General features: G+C 68.4%; 14 protein-coding genes. 7 read left to right on the top strand and 7 right to left on the bottom strand.

Annotated features, from left to right (window positions below):
* Nucleotides 1–116: 116 nt before the first annotated feature.
* Entirely contained in the window at nt 117–1,340 is a 1,224-nt protein-coding gene (locus B5V46_RS06700; RefSeq protein WP_080615875.1) for an MFS transporter, read from the top strand.
* A gap of 126 nt (nt 1,341–1,466) precedes the next feature.
* Here B5V46_RS06700 and B5V46_RS06695 read toward each other — a convergent pair whose 3' ends face one another.
* The 3 genes from B5V46_RS06695 to cysS form a co-directional block, all read right to left on the bottom strand.
* Nucleotides 1,467–2,252, bottom strand: coding sequence for a squalene/phytoene synthase family protein (locus tag B5V46_RS06695; protein WP_080615874.1), 786 nt, complete (start codon nt 2,250–2,252; stop codon nt 1,467–1,469).
* A complete protein-coding gene (cimA, locus tag B5V46_RS06690) occupies nt 2,242–3,882 on the bottom strand; it encodes a citramalate synthase (protein ID WP_080615873.1) in 1,641 nt (546 codons plus the stop codon). Before cimA ends, B5V46_RS06695 begins: the two co-directional genes overlap by 11 nt.
* A 136-nt stretch (nt 3,883–4,018) precedes the next feature.
* Nucleotides 4,019–5,524 (bottom strand): cysteine--tRNA ligase, encoded by a 1,506-nt coding sequence (gene cysS / locus B5V46_RS06685; protein ID WP_080615872.1) that lies wholly within the window; start codon nt 5,522–5,524, stop codon nt 4,019–4,021.
* A 195-nt stretch (nt 5,525–5,719) separates the two neighbouring features.
* On the opposite strand from cysS, the gene B5V46_RS06680 reads away from it, so the two are divergent.
* Nucleotides 5,720–6,085 (top strand): MmcQ/YjbR family DNA-binding protein, encoded by a 366-nt coding sequence (locus tag B5V46_RS06680; RefSeq protein ID WP_231119257.1) that lies wholly within the window; start codon nt 5,720–5,722, stop codon nt 6,083–6,085.
* Between the two features lie 1,265 nt (nt 6,086–7,350).
* Here the strand turns inward: B5V46_RS06680 and B5V46_RS06675 are convergent.
* Nucleotides 7,351–7,959: an outer membrane protein gene (locus B5V46_RS06675; RefSeq protein ID WP_080615870.1), complete on the bottom strand. Its 609-nt coding sequence runs from the start codon at nt 7,957–7,959 to the stop codon at nt 7,351–7,353.
* 495 nt (nt 7,960–8,454) lie between these two features.
* On the opposite strand from B5V46_RS06675, the gene B5V46_RS06670 reads away from it, so the two are divergent.
* Together B5V46_RS06670 and B5V46_RS19665 are read left to right on the top strand one after the other, a co-directional pair.
* The gene (locus B5V46_RS06670; protein ID WP_080615869.1) at nt 8,455–9,210 is read left to right on the top strand and encodes an SDR family NAD(P)-dependent oxidoreductase; all 756 of its coding nucleotides are present in this window, start codon (nt 8,455–8,457) and stop codon (nt 9,208–9,210) included.
* Between the two features lie 90 nt (nt 9,211–9,300).
* On the top strand, nt 9,301–9,465 hold the full coding sequence (locus B5V46_RS19665; RefSeq protein ID WP_196774365.1) for a hypothetical protein: 165 nt from the start codon (nt 9,301–9,303) through the stop codon (nt 9,463–9,465).
* A gap of 372 nt (nt 9,466–9,837) precedes the next feature.
* On the opposite strand, the gene B5V46_RS06665 is transcribed toward B5V46_RS19665, so the two are convergent.
* Together B5V46_RS06665 and B5V46_RS06660 are read right to left on the bottom strand one after the other, a co-directional pair.
* A complete protein-coding gene (locus B5V46_RS06665) occupies nt 9,838–11,673 on the bottom strand; it encodes an ABC-F family ATP-binding cassette domain-containing protein (RefSeq protein ID WP_080617976.1) in 1,836 nt (611 codons plus the stop codon).
* A 151-nt stretch (nt 11,674–11,824) separates the two neighbouring features.
* Nucleotides 11,825–12,571 carry a GNAT family N-acetyltransferase gene (locus B5V46_RS06660; protein ID WP_080615868.1) on the bottom strand — a complete coding sequence of 249 codons (747 nt, stop codon included), beginning with the start codon at nt 12,569–12,571 and terminating at the stop codon, nt 11,825–11,827.
* 108 nt (nt 12,572–12,679) lie between these two features.
* Here B5V46_RS06660 and msrB point away from each other — a divergent pair, with 108 nt between their 5' ends.
* Nucleotides 12,680–13,093: a peptide-methionine (R)-S-oxide reductase MsrB gene (msrB, locus tag B5V46_RS06655; RefSeq protein ID WP_080615867.1), complete on the top strand. Its 414-nt coding sequence runs from the start codon at nt 12,680–12,682 to the stop codon at nt 13,091–13,093.
* A 66-nt stretch (nt 13,094–13,159) separates the two neighbouring features.
* Here the strand turns inward: msrB and B5V46_RS06650 are convergent, their stop codons facing one another.
* Nucleotides 13,160–13,594, bottom strand: coding sequence for an outer membrane protein assembly factor BamE (locus tag B5V46_RS06650; protein ID WP_369822818.1), 435 nt, complete (start codon nt 13,592–13,594; stop codon nt 13,160–13,162).
* Nucleotides 13,595–13,707: 113 nt separating this feature from the next.
* On the opposite strand from B5V46_RS06650, the gene B5V46_RS06645 reads away from it, so the two are divergent.
* A complete protein-coding gene (locus tag B5V46_RS06645) occupies nt 13,708–14,301 on the top strand; it encodes a DUF177 domain-containing protein (RefSeq protein WP_369822817.1) in 594 nt (197 codons plus the stop codon).
* Nucleotides 14,302–14,557: 256 nt separating this feature from the next.
* Nucleotides 14,558–14,767, top strand: coding sequence for a 50S ribosomal protein L32 (rpmF, locus tag B5V46_RS06640; RefSeq protein ID WP_080615866.1), 210 nt, complete (start codon nt 14,558–14,560; stop codon nt 14,765–14,767).
* Nucleotides 14,768–14,792: the final 25 nt, after the last annotated feature.

Here is a 14,792-nt window from a genome sequence, read left to right as displayed (position 1 = left end):
GGGCGGTGCAGCCCCGCCGCCAAGGGGACAAGCCACACCGCGCGCGTCCTATTCCCCCGCGCGCCGGACCGTTTTCCCGGCTTCCCCAATGCGCCCGGCCGCGCTAGGTCAGCGGCATGACCGACCCCTTGCCGTCCTCCGCCATTTCCCCCCGCGCCCGGCGTAACGTGACCGTCCTGGTGCTGGCCCAGGCGATTCTCGGCGCGCAGATATCGATGATCTTCACCGTGGGCGGGCTCGCGGGCCAGACTTTGGCGCCCAATGCCTGCCTCGCGACGCTGCCGATCTCGCTGATCGTGCTGGGCTCGATGCTGACGGCGGGGCCGCTTTCGGCCTTCATGCAGCGCCATGGCCGCCGTGCCGGGTTCGTCCTCGGCGTCGCGGGCGGCACAGCCGGTGCAGGGGCTGCCGGGCTGGGGCTGTATCTGGGCTCGTTCCCGCTGTTCCTCTTGGGCGCGCTCCTGACCGGGATCTACATGTCGGCCCAGGGCTTCTACCGCTTCGCCGCCGCCGACACCGCCCAGGGCACCTTCCAGCCCAAGGCGATCTCCTATGTGCTGGCCGGAGGGCTGGTCGCGGCGATCCTCGGGCCGCAGCTCGTCAAGGTCACCGCCGAGGCGATGGTGATCCCGTTCCTCGGCACCTATCTCACCGCCATCGCGATCAATATCGGCGGCGTGCTGCTCTTCGCCTTTCTCGACATCCCCCGCCCGCCGCCGCGCGATCCCGTGCACCATGCCGGGCGGACCCGGGCCGAGCTGCTGCGCGACCCCACCATCGCCGTCGCGATCATCTGCGGGATGGTCTCCTACGCGCTGATGAACCTCGTGATGACCTCGACGCCGCTGGCCGTCATCGGCTGCGGCTTCGACACCGGCACCGCCGCCGACATCGTCACCGCGCATGTGCTGGCGATGTATGTGCCAAGCTTCTTCACCGGGCATCTGATCGCCCGCTTCGGCGCCCGCCCGATCGTGGCGATGGGCCTTGCGATCCTCGCCGTGGCTGGCGCCGTGGCGCTGACCGGGGTCGAGATCGAGCGGTTCTTCGCGGCCCTCGTTCTGCTGGGCATCGGCTGGAATTTCGGCTTCATCGGCGCGACCGCGATGCTGTCCTCGGCACATGGCCCCGAAGAGCGCGGCGCGGTTCAGGGCATGAACGACATCCTCGTCTTCGGCGGGGTCACGCTGGCCTCGCTGGCCTCGGGCGGTCTGATGAACTGCTCGGGCGGCCTGCCGCAGGATGGCTGGGTGGCGGTCAACCTCGCCATGGTGCCGTTCCTCGCGCTGGCGGGCGCGGCCCTGATCTGGCTGGTGCTGCGCCCCGGCGAGAAGGGCTGAGGCGGCGGGCAGCCCCGGCGCGAGAGGGCGGGTGAGGCCACCGGCCCGGCGGCAAGCGCCTGCTGCCCGACCGGGCCTGACGCCCCGGATCAGGCACAGCGCCCGGGGCCCCGGGCGTCTTCACGCCTACCAGCGCCCCGCCAGAGCGCGCCACAAAAGCCCCGCCCGGCGCGCCACCTCGGCGCCTTCGAGACCGCCTTCTAGCACCCGCCCGGGATGCGCCGCCGCGCGGGTCAGGATCGCGCCCGTGCGCCAGGCTGCCCGTGCCGCCGGAACCGCCTGTGCCGGAATGCCCGCCCGGCGCGCCGAGGCAAGCCGCGCCAGCCCCGACCGCGCGAGCCGGGCCACCGCCTCGGGACGGTCATCGGGCAGCGGCTGACGACCATGCACCACAAGTTCGGGCACCGCCCGGAACCAGCCTGCAAGCCCCATCGCGACGCCGAGATCGTCCAGCGCCGCCATGCCGCTTTCCGTGCCGTCCCCCGTACCGCCGCCCGCGCCCAGAACCCGGGCCGAGGCCCGCATCAATGCGCCGGAGCCCGCCGCCAGATGGGCCTCGAAAGCGGCCTCGTCGGCAAAGGGCTCGCGATAGGCATCCCAGCGCCGGGCCTCGACCAGCGGAACCAGCATGCGGGCGGTATCGGCATCCAGCACGCCCGCCAGCTCGGTCGCCACCTCATGGCTGCGGACCGGGCGGCCAGAGGCGATCTCGTCCAGCACGTCCAGCCACCATTGCAGCCGCATCTCGGCGATCAGCGGCTCCCCGGTCACCCAGGGTGCCCGCGCCACCTCGACATTGAAGGCATAAAGCGGCAGCAGCCTGGCGCGCGCCGCGACCGGTGCCGCCATCGCCGCCAGAAAGCGGTCGGGGTCGCCCCGCCGCACGATCTCGGCACAGGCCTCAAGCGTCATTGGCCCCCGCGTCGTAATCGGGCGCGCCGTCGCGCACCAGTTTCCAGACCACCGCATCCAGCAGCGCCTCGAAGGAGGCATCCACGATGTTGGGCGAGACCCCCACCGTCGACCAGCGCCGCCCCTCGGCATCGGCGCTGTCGATGATGACCCGGGTCACGGCATCGGTGCCGCCATCGGTGATGCGGACCTTGAAATCGACCAGCCGCATGTCGTCGATATAGGCCTGATAGGGCCCCAGATCCTTGCGCAGCGCCTTCGAGAGCGCATTGACCGGGCCGCGATCATTGCCGTCGGCATCGAGGCTTTCCGAGACCGACAGCTTGCGGTCGCCATCGACATCGAGCACCACCACCGCCTCGGACAGCGTGAGCACCCGCCCGGCCTCGATCTGCCGCCGCTCGACCGTCACGCGGTAGCGCCTGATCCGGAAGAAGGCAGGCAGATCGCCAAGGATCCGCCGCGCGATCAGCTCGAAGCTGGCCTGCGCGGTGTCGTAGGAATAGCCCTGCCCCTCGCGCGTCTTCACCTCGTCGAGGATCTGCCCGAGGCGCGGATCGTCCGGCGCGACCTCGATCCCGGCCTCGGCCAGGCGGCGGCGCAGGTTCGACTGCCCGGCCTGGTTCGACATCGGGATGATGCGGGCATTGCCGACCGAGGAGGGATCGACATGTTCATAGGTCGACGGGTCCTTGAGGATCGCGCTGGCATGAAGCCCGGCCTTGTGGGCAAAGGCCGACGCGCCGACATAGGGCGCGCCTTTCAACGGCACCCGGTTCAGGATGTCGTCGAGCAGCCGCGAGGCCCGGGTAAGCCCCGCCAGCGCCGTGCCCGGCACGGCCGTCTCGAACCGGCTGGCATAGGGCTCCTTCAACAAGAGCGTCGGGATCAGCGTCGTGAGGTTCGCGTTGCCGCAGCGCTCGCCCAGCCCGTTCAGCGTGCCCTGCACCTGCCGCGCGCCCGCGTCGATGGCGGCAAGGCTGCAGGCGACCGCATTGCCGGTGTCGTCATGGGTATGGATACCGAGCCTCTCGCCCGGAATGCCCGCCGCGATCACCTCGGCCGTGATCCGGCCGATCCCGGACGGCAACGTGCCGCCATTGGTGTCGCAGAGCACGATCCAGCGCGCGCCGGCCTCCAGCGCGGCCTGGCAGCAAGCCAGCGCATAACCCGGATTGTCCTTGTAGCCGTCGAAGAAATGCTCGGCATCGAACAGCGCCTCGCGGCCCTGCGCCACCAGATGCGTGACGGATTTCGAGATGTTCTCGAGGTTTTCCTCCAATGTGATGCCCAGCGCCGTGGTGACGTGGAAATCATGGGTCTTGCCGACAAGGCAGACGGCCCCGGTGCCCGCGTTCAGAACGCCCGCCAGCACCTCGTCGTTTTCCGCGGACCGCCCGGCGCGCTTGGTCATGCCGAAGGCGGTGAAGGTCGCCCGGGTCCGGGGCCGGGCCTCGAAGAAGGCGCTGTCGGTCGGGTTCGCGCCGGGCCAGCCGCCCTCGATATAGTCGAGTCCCAGGTCATCGAGCACGCGGGCGATGCGGATCTTCTCGTCGGTCGAGAACTGCACCCCTTGCGTCTGCTGCCCGTCGCGGAGCGTGGTGTCGTAGAGATAGAGACGCTCTTTCATCGGGACGCTCTGCATTGAAGATCACCCCGCCCGGGCCTCTGGCCCGGGAAGTGCCCGCCCCGTTCTCCAGGGGCAGGCGCTTTCACTGCCCTCGCCTCGGGCCGGGCGCTGGAGCAACGCAGTGACCGTATTGTAGTCATGTCAACGCCCTCAACTCACGGCGAAGAAATTCTCGAACTCCAGATACCGACTCCGCATACTCTTTCGTTCCCGGCTGCATCACATAGACGCGCACTTCTCCGTGCCGTGATCGCGGCAAGAACTGAGCTAGGCGAAGCATATCAATGGAAACCTCCGTACCATCTGGTGTGTCCTTCAATGAGAACCCGACACCAGAAAGAAGGTCTCTGATGCGATCCGCCTTTGCGTAATCCTTAGCCTTTTTGGCCTCTGCGCGGAGCTTTAGAAATTTGCCAAGCTCTTCGGAAAAATCGTCCGCGGTGAGTTGGCCGCCTCGTTCTCTCATTTGGCCACTAAACAGGCCAAGAAGCCCGGCCGAGGCCTTCAACCCCGCGAGATCACCCGCCCCCGCCAGCCGGTGCAGCTCGGCAATCGCGCCCGCCGTGTTCAGATCGTCACCAAGCGCTGCGATCACCTCGGGCGCGGGGCTCGGCGCGGGTTCGATGCCCGCGACGAGCCCCCTCCACTTGCGCAGCGTCGCCTCGGCCTCGCGCGCCTTCTCGGCGGTCCAGTCCATCGGCTTGCGATAATGGGTCGAGAGGAACACGAAGCGGATCACCTCGCCCGGTACGCCCTGCTCCAGCAGATCGCGGACGGTGAAGAAGTTGCCGAGGCTCTTGGACATCTTCCTGCCCTCGACCTGCAGCATCTCGTTATGCATCCAGACCTTCGCGAAACCGCCTTCTGGATGGGCGCAGCAGCTTTGCGCGATCTCGTTCTCGTGGTGGGGAAACTGCAGGTCGATCCCGCCGCCATGGATGTCGAAGCTCGGCCCCAGCAATTCATGGGACATGGCCGAGCATTCGATATGCCAGCCCGGCCGGCCGCGTCCCCAGGGGCTGTCCCAGCCCGGCAGATCGCCATCCGAGGGCTTCCACAGCACGAAATCCATCGGGTCTTCCTTGAAGGGCGCGACCTCGACCCGGGCGCCCGCGATCATGTCATCGACCGCCCGCCCCGACAGCGCGCCATAGGCCTCGTAGGACCGCACCCGGAACATCACATGGCCCTCGGCCGCATAGGCATGGCCCTTCGCGACCAGATCGCCGATCATCGCGATCATCTGCCCGATGAACTCGGTCGCGCGGGGCTCCTGGCTGGGGCGCAGCGCCCCCAGCGCGTCCATGTCGGCGTGATACCAGCCGATGGTCTCTTCCGTGCGCTCGCGGATCAGCTCTTCGAGCGGACGCGGATCGCCCGCCTGCTTGCGCTTGAGCGCGGCCGCGTTGATCTTGTCATCGACATCGGTGAAGTTCCGCACATAGGTGACGTGATCGGCCCCGTAGACATGGCGGAGCAGCCGGAACAGCATGTCGAAGGTCACCACCGGCCGGGCATTGCCCAGATGCGCCCGGTCATAGACCGTGGGGCCGCAGACATACATCCGCAGATTGGCGGGATCGAGCGGCTCGAACCTCTGCTTCCGGCGGGTGCGGGTATTGTAAAGCTGAATGTCGGTCATGCGGTCCAGATCCTTCGCGCGCGTCCCGCGGCGGGTTCTGGCACATATCCTGAAAGATGGAAATACGACGCCCGTCCCGCCCGGGGGATGTCAGCGGGTAATGCAGCAAATGGGGTTGCGGGCGGTCGTCATGCTGCTGTCTTATCAGCGCGACGGGAGGCTGCCAAGCCTCTCCCCTCCCGGCGGAGCGCCCCCATGACCGAGACATCCGACATCCCGATGACCGAAGACGCGCTCTGTGCCTTCTGCGACGCCCTGCCCGGTGCCGCGCGCAGCCAGCCCTTCGGCCCCGGCACCGAGGTCTGGAAGGTCGGCGGCAGGATCTTCGCGCTGCTGGCGCCGGGCTCGGGCCGGATCTCGGTGAAATGCGCCGATGCCGAATTCGCGGCCATGCTGATCGAGACCGGCCGCGCCGCAAAGGCGCCCTACCTGCCGCGCGGCGGCTGGATTGCGCTCGGGCTCGGGGCGCTGAGCGCCGATGAACTGGCGCACCGGCTGCGCGAAAGCCACGCGACGGTACGCGCAGGCCTGCCGCGCCGGATCAGGGAAGGGCTCGGCTGACAGCGGCCCAATGCGCCCGGTTCCTTGCCGCCCCGCACCCCGGACAGGCGGGCAGGCCATGACCCGGGGCGATCCCGGCCATTGCGCGACGCGCGGTCCTCACCTGGTCCTGTCACCCGGACACGCCAGCGGCAGGGCCTGTTGGCAGAGCCGAAGACGCCAGCGGGCTTCTGGCCGGTTTAGAGGCTCTGCGGCCCGGCGCCCTGCCCCGTCGGCAACATCCCCGCATTTCCGCCTCCTTCCGGGAGCCATGGAGGGAGAGCACCTGGCCCGCACAGCCCCGTGACAGCGCCGCGCTTTCGGCGCTGCTGAGGATGCGCGGGGACGCACTGGCTGAAGGGGCAATGCCCGCGGGCGAAGCGGCCACCCCGGCCCCGGGGTCCATGCCGGCACCGAGCCCCATATCCCGGTCGGCAGGTTGATCAGGGGCGCAGGCCGCAGAGAGGCCGCCCCGGTGACAGTCGCGAGGGATGCGGACTGTGCCACGGTCCCGGCCACGCTCGATAGCGCGGCCGAAGGACAGCCCGCAGACGAGCCGCGTTGCAGGACCGCCAAGGAGGCCGACATTCCCCCATGCCGAGGCAGCCGCGCACCGACAGCGATCTGTCCCGAAGGCCCGTATCTCTGAGCAGGTCTCTGTGGGCAGATCTCTCTGGACGGATATTGTTGAAAAACCCGGCAGCAGCCGGGAGGTCGCCCGGGTCAGGACTGTCGCTCGCTACAGGGGCAGAAAAGGCCAGTTTGCCAGGCAGGGGCGCGAAAAAGCGGAACCATGTCTGGTGAGACGGCGCTCGGCGCGCCTGTCAGCGGATTTCTCGACAGTATCGGCAGGTATCGGACAGGACGGTTCGGAAGGCATCCCCCCGCGCATATGGCTAAAGCGGCGTCTGTTCGGTCCGGCACGCGGCCGGTCCTGCGCCGAATCCCGAATGCAACCGATGGGGCGTGCCGACGGGCCGACGGGGCCGGACGCTGAGCCCCGCGGACGATCCGTCCCTGCGGCCGGAGCCGGCGGAGGCGCAGCCACGGCGCCCTGCCCGGTTTCGGGATCGACGCCCGGCAGCCTCTGCTGCTGTTCAGCGTCGCCCGGAAACAGAAAACCGCCACCGATGCCCCTCAGCAAGGGACAACGATGGCGGCCGGTTTTCTCTGCCCCGGAGAGGCCGGGCCGGAGGGCTGGCGATCCGGGGCAGCCCGGACAGCGCTCGCCCCGCGAGGATCTCGTGAAGATCCCGCGGGACGGGCCGGGCGCATCCGGGAACCGGTCAGAACCGGTAGGACAGACGCACCGCAGCGGTGGTCGCGTCGGCACCGACGCCCGAATTGCCGAATTCGTCGAAGTCCTCATAGGTGACTTCGGCGCCCAGCATCCAGTTCGGGGTCATCTGATAGTCGAGACCGACACCGATCAGATACCCGGTCTCGCTGCCGAAAGACGTGTCGGTCGGCACGATACCGGCGGTCGCATAGGCCAGGGTGCGGCCGAAATCATAGCCGTACTGGCCCTTGATCCGCCAGACATTGTCAACACTGCCGCTATCGGTCCCGGTGCTGTTGACGAAGTCCAGATCGGGCTCGCCATACTCGACCTCGACGCCGGCGACGGTCTTGCCGAAGTCCCAGCGGTAGCCCGCATGGATGCCCACAGCGTCGCTGTTGTCATCCGTCGCACCGCTATCGGTGTTCACGTCGATATAGCCGTAGCTCAGACCGAGATAGGCCCCGCCCCAGTCGCCATCAGGCGCGGCGGCGGGGACGGCCGGCACGATGACCGGCTCGGCGGGAGCGGGGGAATAACTGCCGGCCATTGCCGGAGCGGTGGCCGCTGCGGTCAGACCCAGTGCGACGGCGGCGGTTGCAAAATAGGACGTCATTGTCTTCTCCTTGCCTCTCGTTGTTCTCCGCGCCCCCGGGAGGTCCCCGGGGATCGGCGGTGTTTTGAGTCATGGTTGCGGAACCGGGGGTCATCCCGCGTGACCTAAACAAAATCCCCCTGCAGCCCCGTGAAAAGAGGCCCGCACGAGTTTGTGAGCTGTCGCGGTCTGCGATCGGCCCGAACCGGCAGATACTGGCCGGCCCCTGCGCCGCGACAGGCTGAACTTCGCGCAAAAGAGGCGAAGTCCGCCCGCATCCCCCAAAGCAAGAGCGCCGGAACCGCTGACACTCCTGGCTAGAACCCCGGCCGCGCGCCCGGGTTCCATGCGCGGGCGTTTTTCCGCGCCACCGTCTTTCCGCAGCCACCGCGCCACTGCCTCCCGGGCCGCGCCTGTCCGCGGCCCGGGTCTCTGGTATTCCCGGGATCTCTGGACAAGGCGCGCGCGCGGGGGGTAGCTCTCGGCAAAACGGACTCTGGAAGAACGGAGGGGCGGATGCAGATCAGCGAAACCAGGGCCATCGTCACCGGAGCCGCCTCCGGGCTTGGCGCGGCGACCGCGCGCGCGCTTTGTGCAGCCGAGGCGGCAGTCACCATTCTCGACCGGGATACCGAGCGCGGCATGGAACTGGCGGCCGAGATCGGCGCGGGGTTCCAGCCGGTCGACGTGACCGACGAGCCCTCGGTCGAGCAGGCCGTCGGCGAGGCCTCGGCCCAGATGGGCGGCATCACCGCCTGCATCAACTGCGCGGGCATTGCGACGGCCGAGCGCACGCTGGGCCGGTCCGGGCCGCACGGGCTGGAGAGCTTTCGCCGCACCGTCGAGATCAACCTGATCGGCAGTTTCAACGTGCTCCGGCTGGCCGCAGCCGAGATGGCGCAGAATGCCCCCGATGACGAAGGCTGCCGCGGGGTGATCGTCAACACCGCCTCGATCGCGGCCTATGACGGGCAGACGGGCCAGGCCGCCTATGCGGCCTCGAAAGGGGCCATCGCGGCAATGACGCTGCCGCTGGCGCGCGATCTGGCGGGGCTCCGGATCCGGGTGATGGCGATCGCGCCGGGGATTTTCCGCACGCCGATGCTGGAGGGACTGGGGCAGGAGGTGATGGACGGGCTCGCCGCCAATGTGCCGCCCCCGCACCGGCCGGGCGATCCGGCGGAATATGCAGCACTGGTGCTGCATATCCTGCAGAACAGCTATCTGAACGCCGAGGTGATCCGGCTCGATGCGGGCCTGCGGATGAGATGAGCCCGCGGCTGAGCCGCGTCACGTCCCTGGGGCAGATGCGGGGCCATCCGGCGCGCGGTCTCTCCATCGGCAATCGCGGCTGCCGGCACGATGCCGAGAGCCGGCTTGGGCCGGGCGCGCTGGCGCCACCGTACCCGGATCTGCTGTCTTATGGGGTTTCGCGGCCACCATCGCCCGGTCATGGCGCCGGGGCGCCATGCCGACCTGTTCTTCCTCGACGAGGTGGTGGCACTGGCCGCCGGGCCCCGCCCCTGAACCCTTTGCCGCCCTGCCGGTTTCCTGCGCTTTGCGAGGGTCTTCGGTGCGGAAGCGGCCACCCGCCTCGATGCGCTTGCGCCACACGGCCCGGATCTGTCCGGTTCCGGGACGCCAACGGTCACGGCACCGCCCCGGCCACCGTCCCGTCGGGCGGAAGCTTCAGGCTGCGGGAGGATGATGCTGTCTTATTTCCGGTGCGGCCGCCCTGCCCCGGCGAGCGGCGAGCGGCGAGCGGCGAGCGGCGAAACAGGGTCTGCCATGCACCCGACCTGTCAGAAGGGGGACTGTCGGGACTCCGGCGCCCATGGTCGCGGCAGCGGCGGCAGGCGGGTCATGACGCCCGGCGCCGGCCTCGCCGCCCGAGCGCCCCTAGCCCGCGTTCTCGGCCTTTTCGGCCAGGTCCAGCCAGTCTTCCTCGGCCTTTGCCAGGGTCTCCTGCCGCGCCATCAGCGCCTCGGTCGCCTTGCGGAACTTGACCGGCTCGCGCGTGAAGAGTTCGGGATCCTCGAGCAGCGCCTCGAGCTTGGCGATCTCGGCCTCGAGGCGTTCCATCTCGCCCGGCAACGCGTCGAACCGGTGCTTTTCCGTATAGCTGAGCCCGGCCGCCTTCTTCGCCTCGGCCGGCGCTGCGGATTTCGGTCGCCCGCCAGAACGCTTCGCTGCCGGCTGGTCGGCGACGCTGTCGGAAGCCGTGCTCTCGGCCCGCTGGGCGCGATAGTCGCTCCAGCCACCGGCATAGACCACCGCGCGGCCGTCGCCCTCCATCGCGACCGTGGTGGTCGCGACCCGGTCGAGGAAATCGCGGTCATGGCTGACCAGAAGCACGGTGCCGTCGAACTCCGACACGAGCTCCTGCAAAAGATCGAGCGTCTCGACATCGAGATCGTTGGTCGGTTCGTCGAGCACCAGCAGGTTCGAGGCGCGCGCCATGATCCGGGCCAGCATCAGCCGCGCCCGTTCGCCGCCCGACAGCGAACGCACCGGGGCGCGGGCCTGGGCATCGTCGAAGAGGAATTCCTTGAGATAGCCGACGACATGCTTGGGCTGGCCGCGCACCAGAACCTGGTCGGCCTTGCCCGAGACCCGCATCTCGGGATCGCCCGCAAGGCTTTCCCAAAGCGTCATGTCGGGGTCGAGCGCTGCGCGATTCTGATCGAAGACCGCCATCTCGAGATTGGTGCCGAGACGCAGCTCGCCGCTGTCGGGGGCAAGCTCGCCGGTCAGCATCTTCAGCAGCGTTGTCTTGCCGACGCCGTTGGGGCCGACCAGCGCCACCCGCTCGCCGCGCTGGATGCGAAGCGAGAAAGGCCGCAGGATGACCCGGTCGCCGAAGCTCTTCGAGATGCCGGTGGCCTCGATCACCCGCTTGCCGGATTTGGGCCCCGCCTCCAGTGCCATCGCCGCGGTGCCCTGGCGGCGGATCATCGACGAGCGGTCGTCGCGCATGGCATGAAGCGCCCTCAGGCGACCCTGGTTGCGCTTGCGCCGGGCCGAGATGCCCTCGACCGCCCAGCGCGATTCGGCCTTGATCCTGCGGTCGAGCTTGTGGCGCGCCTCGTCCTCATCGGCCCATACCTTGTCGCGCCAGTCCTCGAATGCCGCAAAGCCGCGATCATGGCGCCGAACCTCGCCCCGGTCGATCCAGTGCGTCGCCCGGGTCAGATTGCGCAGGAAGGCGCGGTCATGCGAAATCAGCACATAGGCCGACCGGGTCTCGGCCAGCTGGGTCTCGAGCCAGCCGATGGCCTCGATGTCGAGATGGTTGGTGGGCTCGTCCAGCAGCATGAGATCGGGCGCCGTGGCCAGCAGGCGCGCCAGCGCCGCGCGTCTGCGCTCGCCGCCCGAGGCGGTGGCGGCCGACGCGGCGAGATCGAGCTTGAGCCCCTCGGCCGCGATCTCGGCACGGTAGCCCTCGCCGGGCGCCAGCGCGGAGGCGGCGAAATCGCCCAGCGTGGCAAAGGCCGAGAGATCGGGCTCCTGATCCATGTAACCGACCGAGGTGCCGGGAGAGAGCACGCGGGTGCCGAAATCGGCCTCGACCAGCCCCGCCATGACCTTCATCAGCGTCGACTTGCCCGACCCGTTGCGACCGACCAGTGCCACCCGGTCGCCTTCCTGGATCACAAGATCGAGGCCGGAAAAGACCGGATCTCCCCCGAAGGTGAGCGATATCGACGAAAGCTGAAGCAGGGGTGCGCGGGCCATGGTCGCTGGGTATGATGCCGACTGACGACGGTCAAGCGGCAGATCGAGGCGCGCCCCGGCGCACAGGGCGGTCGCCATCGAAATTCTTCGCCGAAGAATTTCAGGAGCTCAAGGGCCACCTTGCGGAATTTCGTACGAAATTCCGGACGCCTTATCCCCCCGCCGCACGCAGCAGCCGCTTGCGGGAGGCCGGAATGGCCCGGATCTCGAGCCCGGTGAAGACGTGAAGGGTGTTGAGGTCGCGGTCGACCACCGCATGATCGGACACCCACCCCCCCATCGCCAGATAGCTGCGCAGGAGCGGCGGCATGCCCAGCATCGCCCGCCGGGCATCCGGCCTGCGCCGGCGCAGCATCTGCCCGAAGCGGAACACGTTCGGCGCCTTGACCCGCGGCAGCCAGCGCTTCGGCGCCAGATGCCGGTCCTGCAGAAGCGCGAAGGCATCCATGTAGGTCTCGGCCTCGGTTCCCCGGAAAGATGAACAGCCAAACAGCATCTCGACCCCTTCCTCATCGACGAATCGGGTCATCGCTCCCCAGGCCACGCGCAGGATATCGGGATCGCGCCAGTCCGGATGGATGCAGAACCGTCCCATCTCGACCATCGGCCCCTCGAAGGCCTCGAGCGCGGAAAGCTCGTAATACTGCGCCGAGTAGCTCTGCCCGATCTCGGCTCCACCTCTCAGCGGCAGCAGCCGAAAGCAGCAGACCAGGGTACCGCTGCGGGTCTCTTCGACCAGGACATGACGACAGAGCGTATCGAAGGCATCCGCGTCGGTCCCCTCGGGATGCGCCCTGCTGGCGCGGAACGCGCGGTAACGCAGCCGCTGTGCGGCGAGAATATCGGACGGGGTCTCGGCCAGCCGCGCGGCATAGCGACCCTTGCGAAGTGACAGCATCGTGACGGCTCCAGGGGGCTGGCGGGGCGGGACTGCCCGCCTAGATATTGTCCCACGGCCGATATCACACAAGATGTGACGAAACCCTGACAGAACCCGCGAGACCAAATGACCCAGAAAACGCCCGAGACCGACCCCGACTGGCGAGACCGGCTTCCGGATCTCGCCTACCGGGTAACCCGCGAGCATGCAACCGAACGCCCCTTCTCGCATGACAACTTCCCGAAAACGCCCGGCACCTTCGCCTGCCTCTGCTGCGGCGCGCCGCTCTTCGATCAGGCCGACAAGTTCGACAGCGGTAGCGGCTGGCCCAGCTTCACCCGCCCGGTCGACCCCGACGCGCTGGGAGAGAGCACCGACCGGCGCCTTCTGATGACGCGTACCGAGGTGCATTGCGCCAGCTGTGCCGCGCATCTGGGCCATGTCTTTCCCGACGGCCCGGCACCGACCGGATTGCGCTATTGCATCAACGGCGTGGCGCTGACGTTCGAACCGGAGGAGACCACCGAAGGCGGAACCTGAGCCTCCGCCCCCAAGCTCGCGGGACCCCTCGGACGGGCCCCCGGTCGGGCACGGCCGGAGCGGAGATCAGCGGTCGCGCAGGACATCCTCGGCGCTGAACTGGCCGATATTGCCCAGAAGCTGCCGCAGGAAGGAAACGCCCTTGACGTTTGCCTCGGTCACGCGACGGTTCAGCGCGATCACGCGACCGTCCTCGAGCCCGAACCGTTCGACATTCTCGACCGTCCCCGAGTCGTCGAAGGAAATCGCCACGACCTGGCGCTCGGTTTCCTTCGGCTCGCGGAAGCCGACCGTCTTCCAGTCGCTTTGCACGTAATACCACGCCTCGTCGCGCTTCACGCCGCCCATGGTCGGCGGACCGACCAGTTCGGCCACGCTGTCGCGGGTATCGACTCCCACCGAGATCGCGGCCAGATCCTCCTCGGACGGAGCATAGCCGTGGCTGCGGTGGATCGGAGAACACGCCAGAAGACTGGCGGAGAGAACGGCAGCCAGCGCCAATCTGGCGTGCACTGCGCGGGGCCTTGCCATCGCAACCTCTTGTCACAGGGGTTTTTCACTTCTATCCCGCTTAGCAGATCGCACGCCCCGGGTTCAAGAATGGAACGTGAACCATGGCCAACATGCCGGAACAGCCCCGAAACCCCGCAAAGACAGCGCCCCGCAGCCTCCGGCTTGCCGGGCTTCGCAGCCGCGAGCCCATCGCCTTCGAGCTGGTGCCCGATCCCGAAGAACGCGCCGCGCTGGCCGAGCGACTGGGGATAACAACACTGAAAAAACTGCGCTTTTTCGGCGAGCTCTGTCCCGAGGGACAGGCCGACTGGCGCCTCGAGGCCAGCCTCGGCGCCACGGTGGTGCAGCCCTGCGTCGTGACCCTGGCGCCGGTTTCCACCCGGATCGACACCGACGTGCTCCGCCTCTACCGCGCCGACATGCCAACCCGACCCGAGGCCGAAGAAATCGAAATGCCCGAGGACGACAACGAGGAACCGCTGCCCGACAGGCTCGACCTGGCCCTGGTCATGGAAGAGGCGCTGGCCCTGGCGATGCCGCTCTATCCCCGTGCCGAGGGGGCCGATCTCGGCGAGGCGGTCTTTGCCGCGCCGGGCGTGGCCCCGATGCAGGATGCCGAATTGAAACCCTTTGCCGCACTGGCCCGGCTGCGCCCCTCCGGCGACGACGCGGACAGCGACGGCACGTCCGACTGACCCCTCCGGACCCCGCCCGCCCCCGGGGAGACAGACCACGGGACAGACGCTCGGCGCCCTGCCGCCAGCACTGGCGCCACGTCCGGGCGTCGCCTCCACGCAAGGGACCAGAAAGGGGCTTGCACCCAACCAGAATCGCAGTATGTTCCCGGCCTCGCTTGCAAGATGGGTCGGACGCCGCGCCAAGGGCGCTGAGAGAGGCGCGTTCCCACATAAAGAACACCGGGCCAAGGCCCCTCCAGACCGAGGTTGAGACATGGCTGTCCCTCAGAATAAAGTCACGCGGTCCCGCCGCAACCAACGCCGTTCGCATGATGCTCTGGTCGCGGACAATCCCGCCGAGTGCTCGAACTGCGGCGAGCTGAAGCGTCCGCACCATGTCTGTGCGGCCTGCGGCCATTACGACGAACGCGAGGTCGTGGCCCAAGCCGACGAGATCGACCTGGACGAAGACGACGCGGCATAATCTGCCCCAAAAGGCGCGCGTCAGT

Origin of the sequence: Rhodovulum sp. MB263 (assembly GCF_002073975.1) — a bacterium.
Taxonomy (GTDB): Bacteria; Pseudomonadota; Alphaproteobacteria; order Rhodobacterales; family Rhodobacteraceae; genus Rhodovulum.
This window is presented reverse-complemented; position numbering and strand designations above follow the sequence as displayed.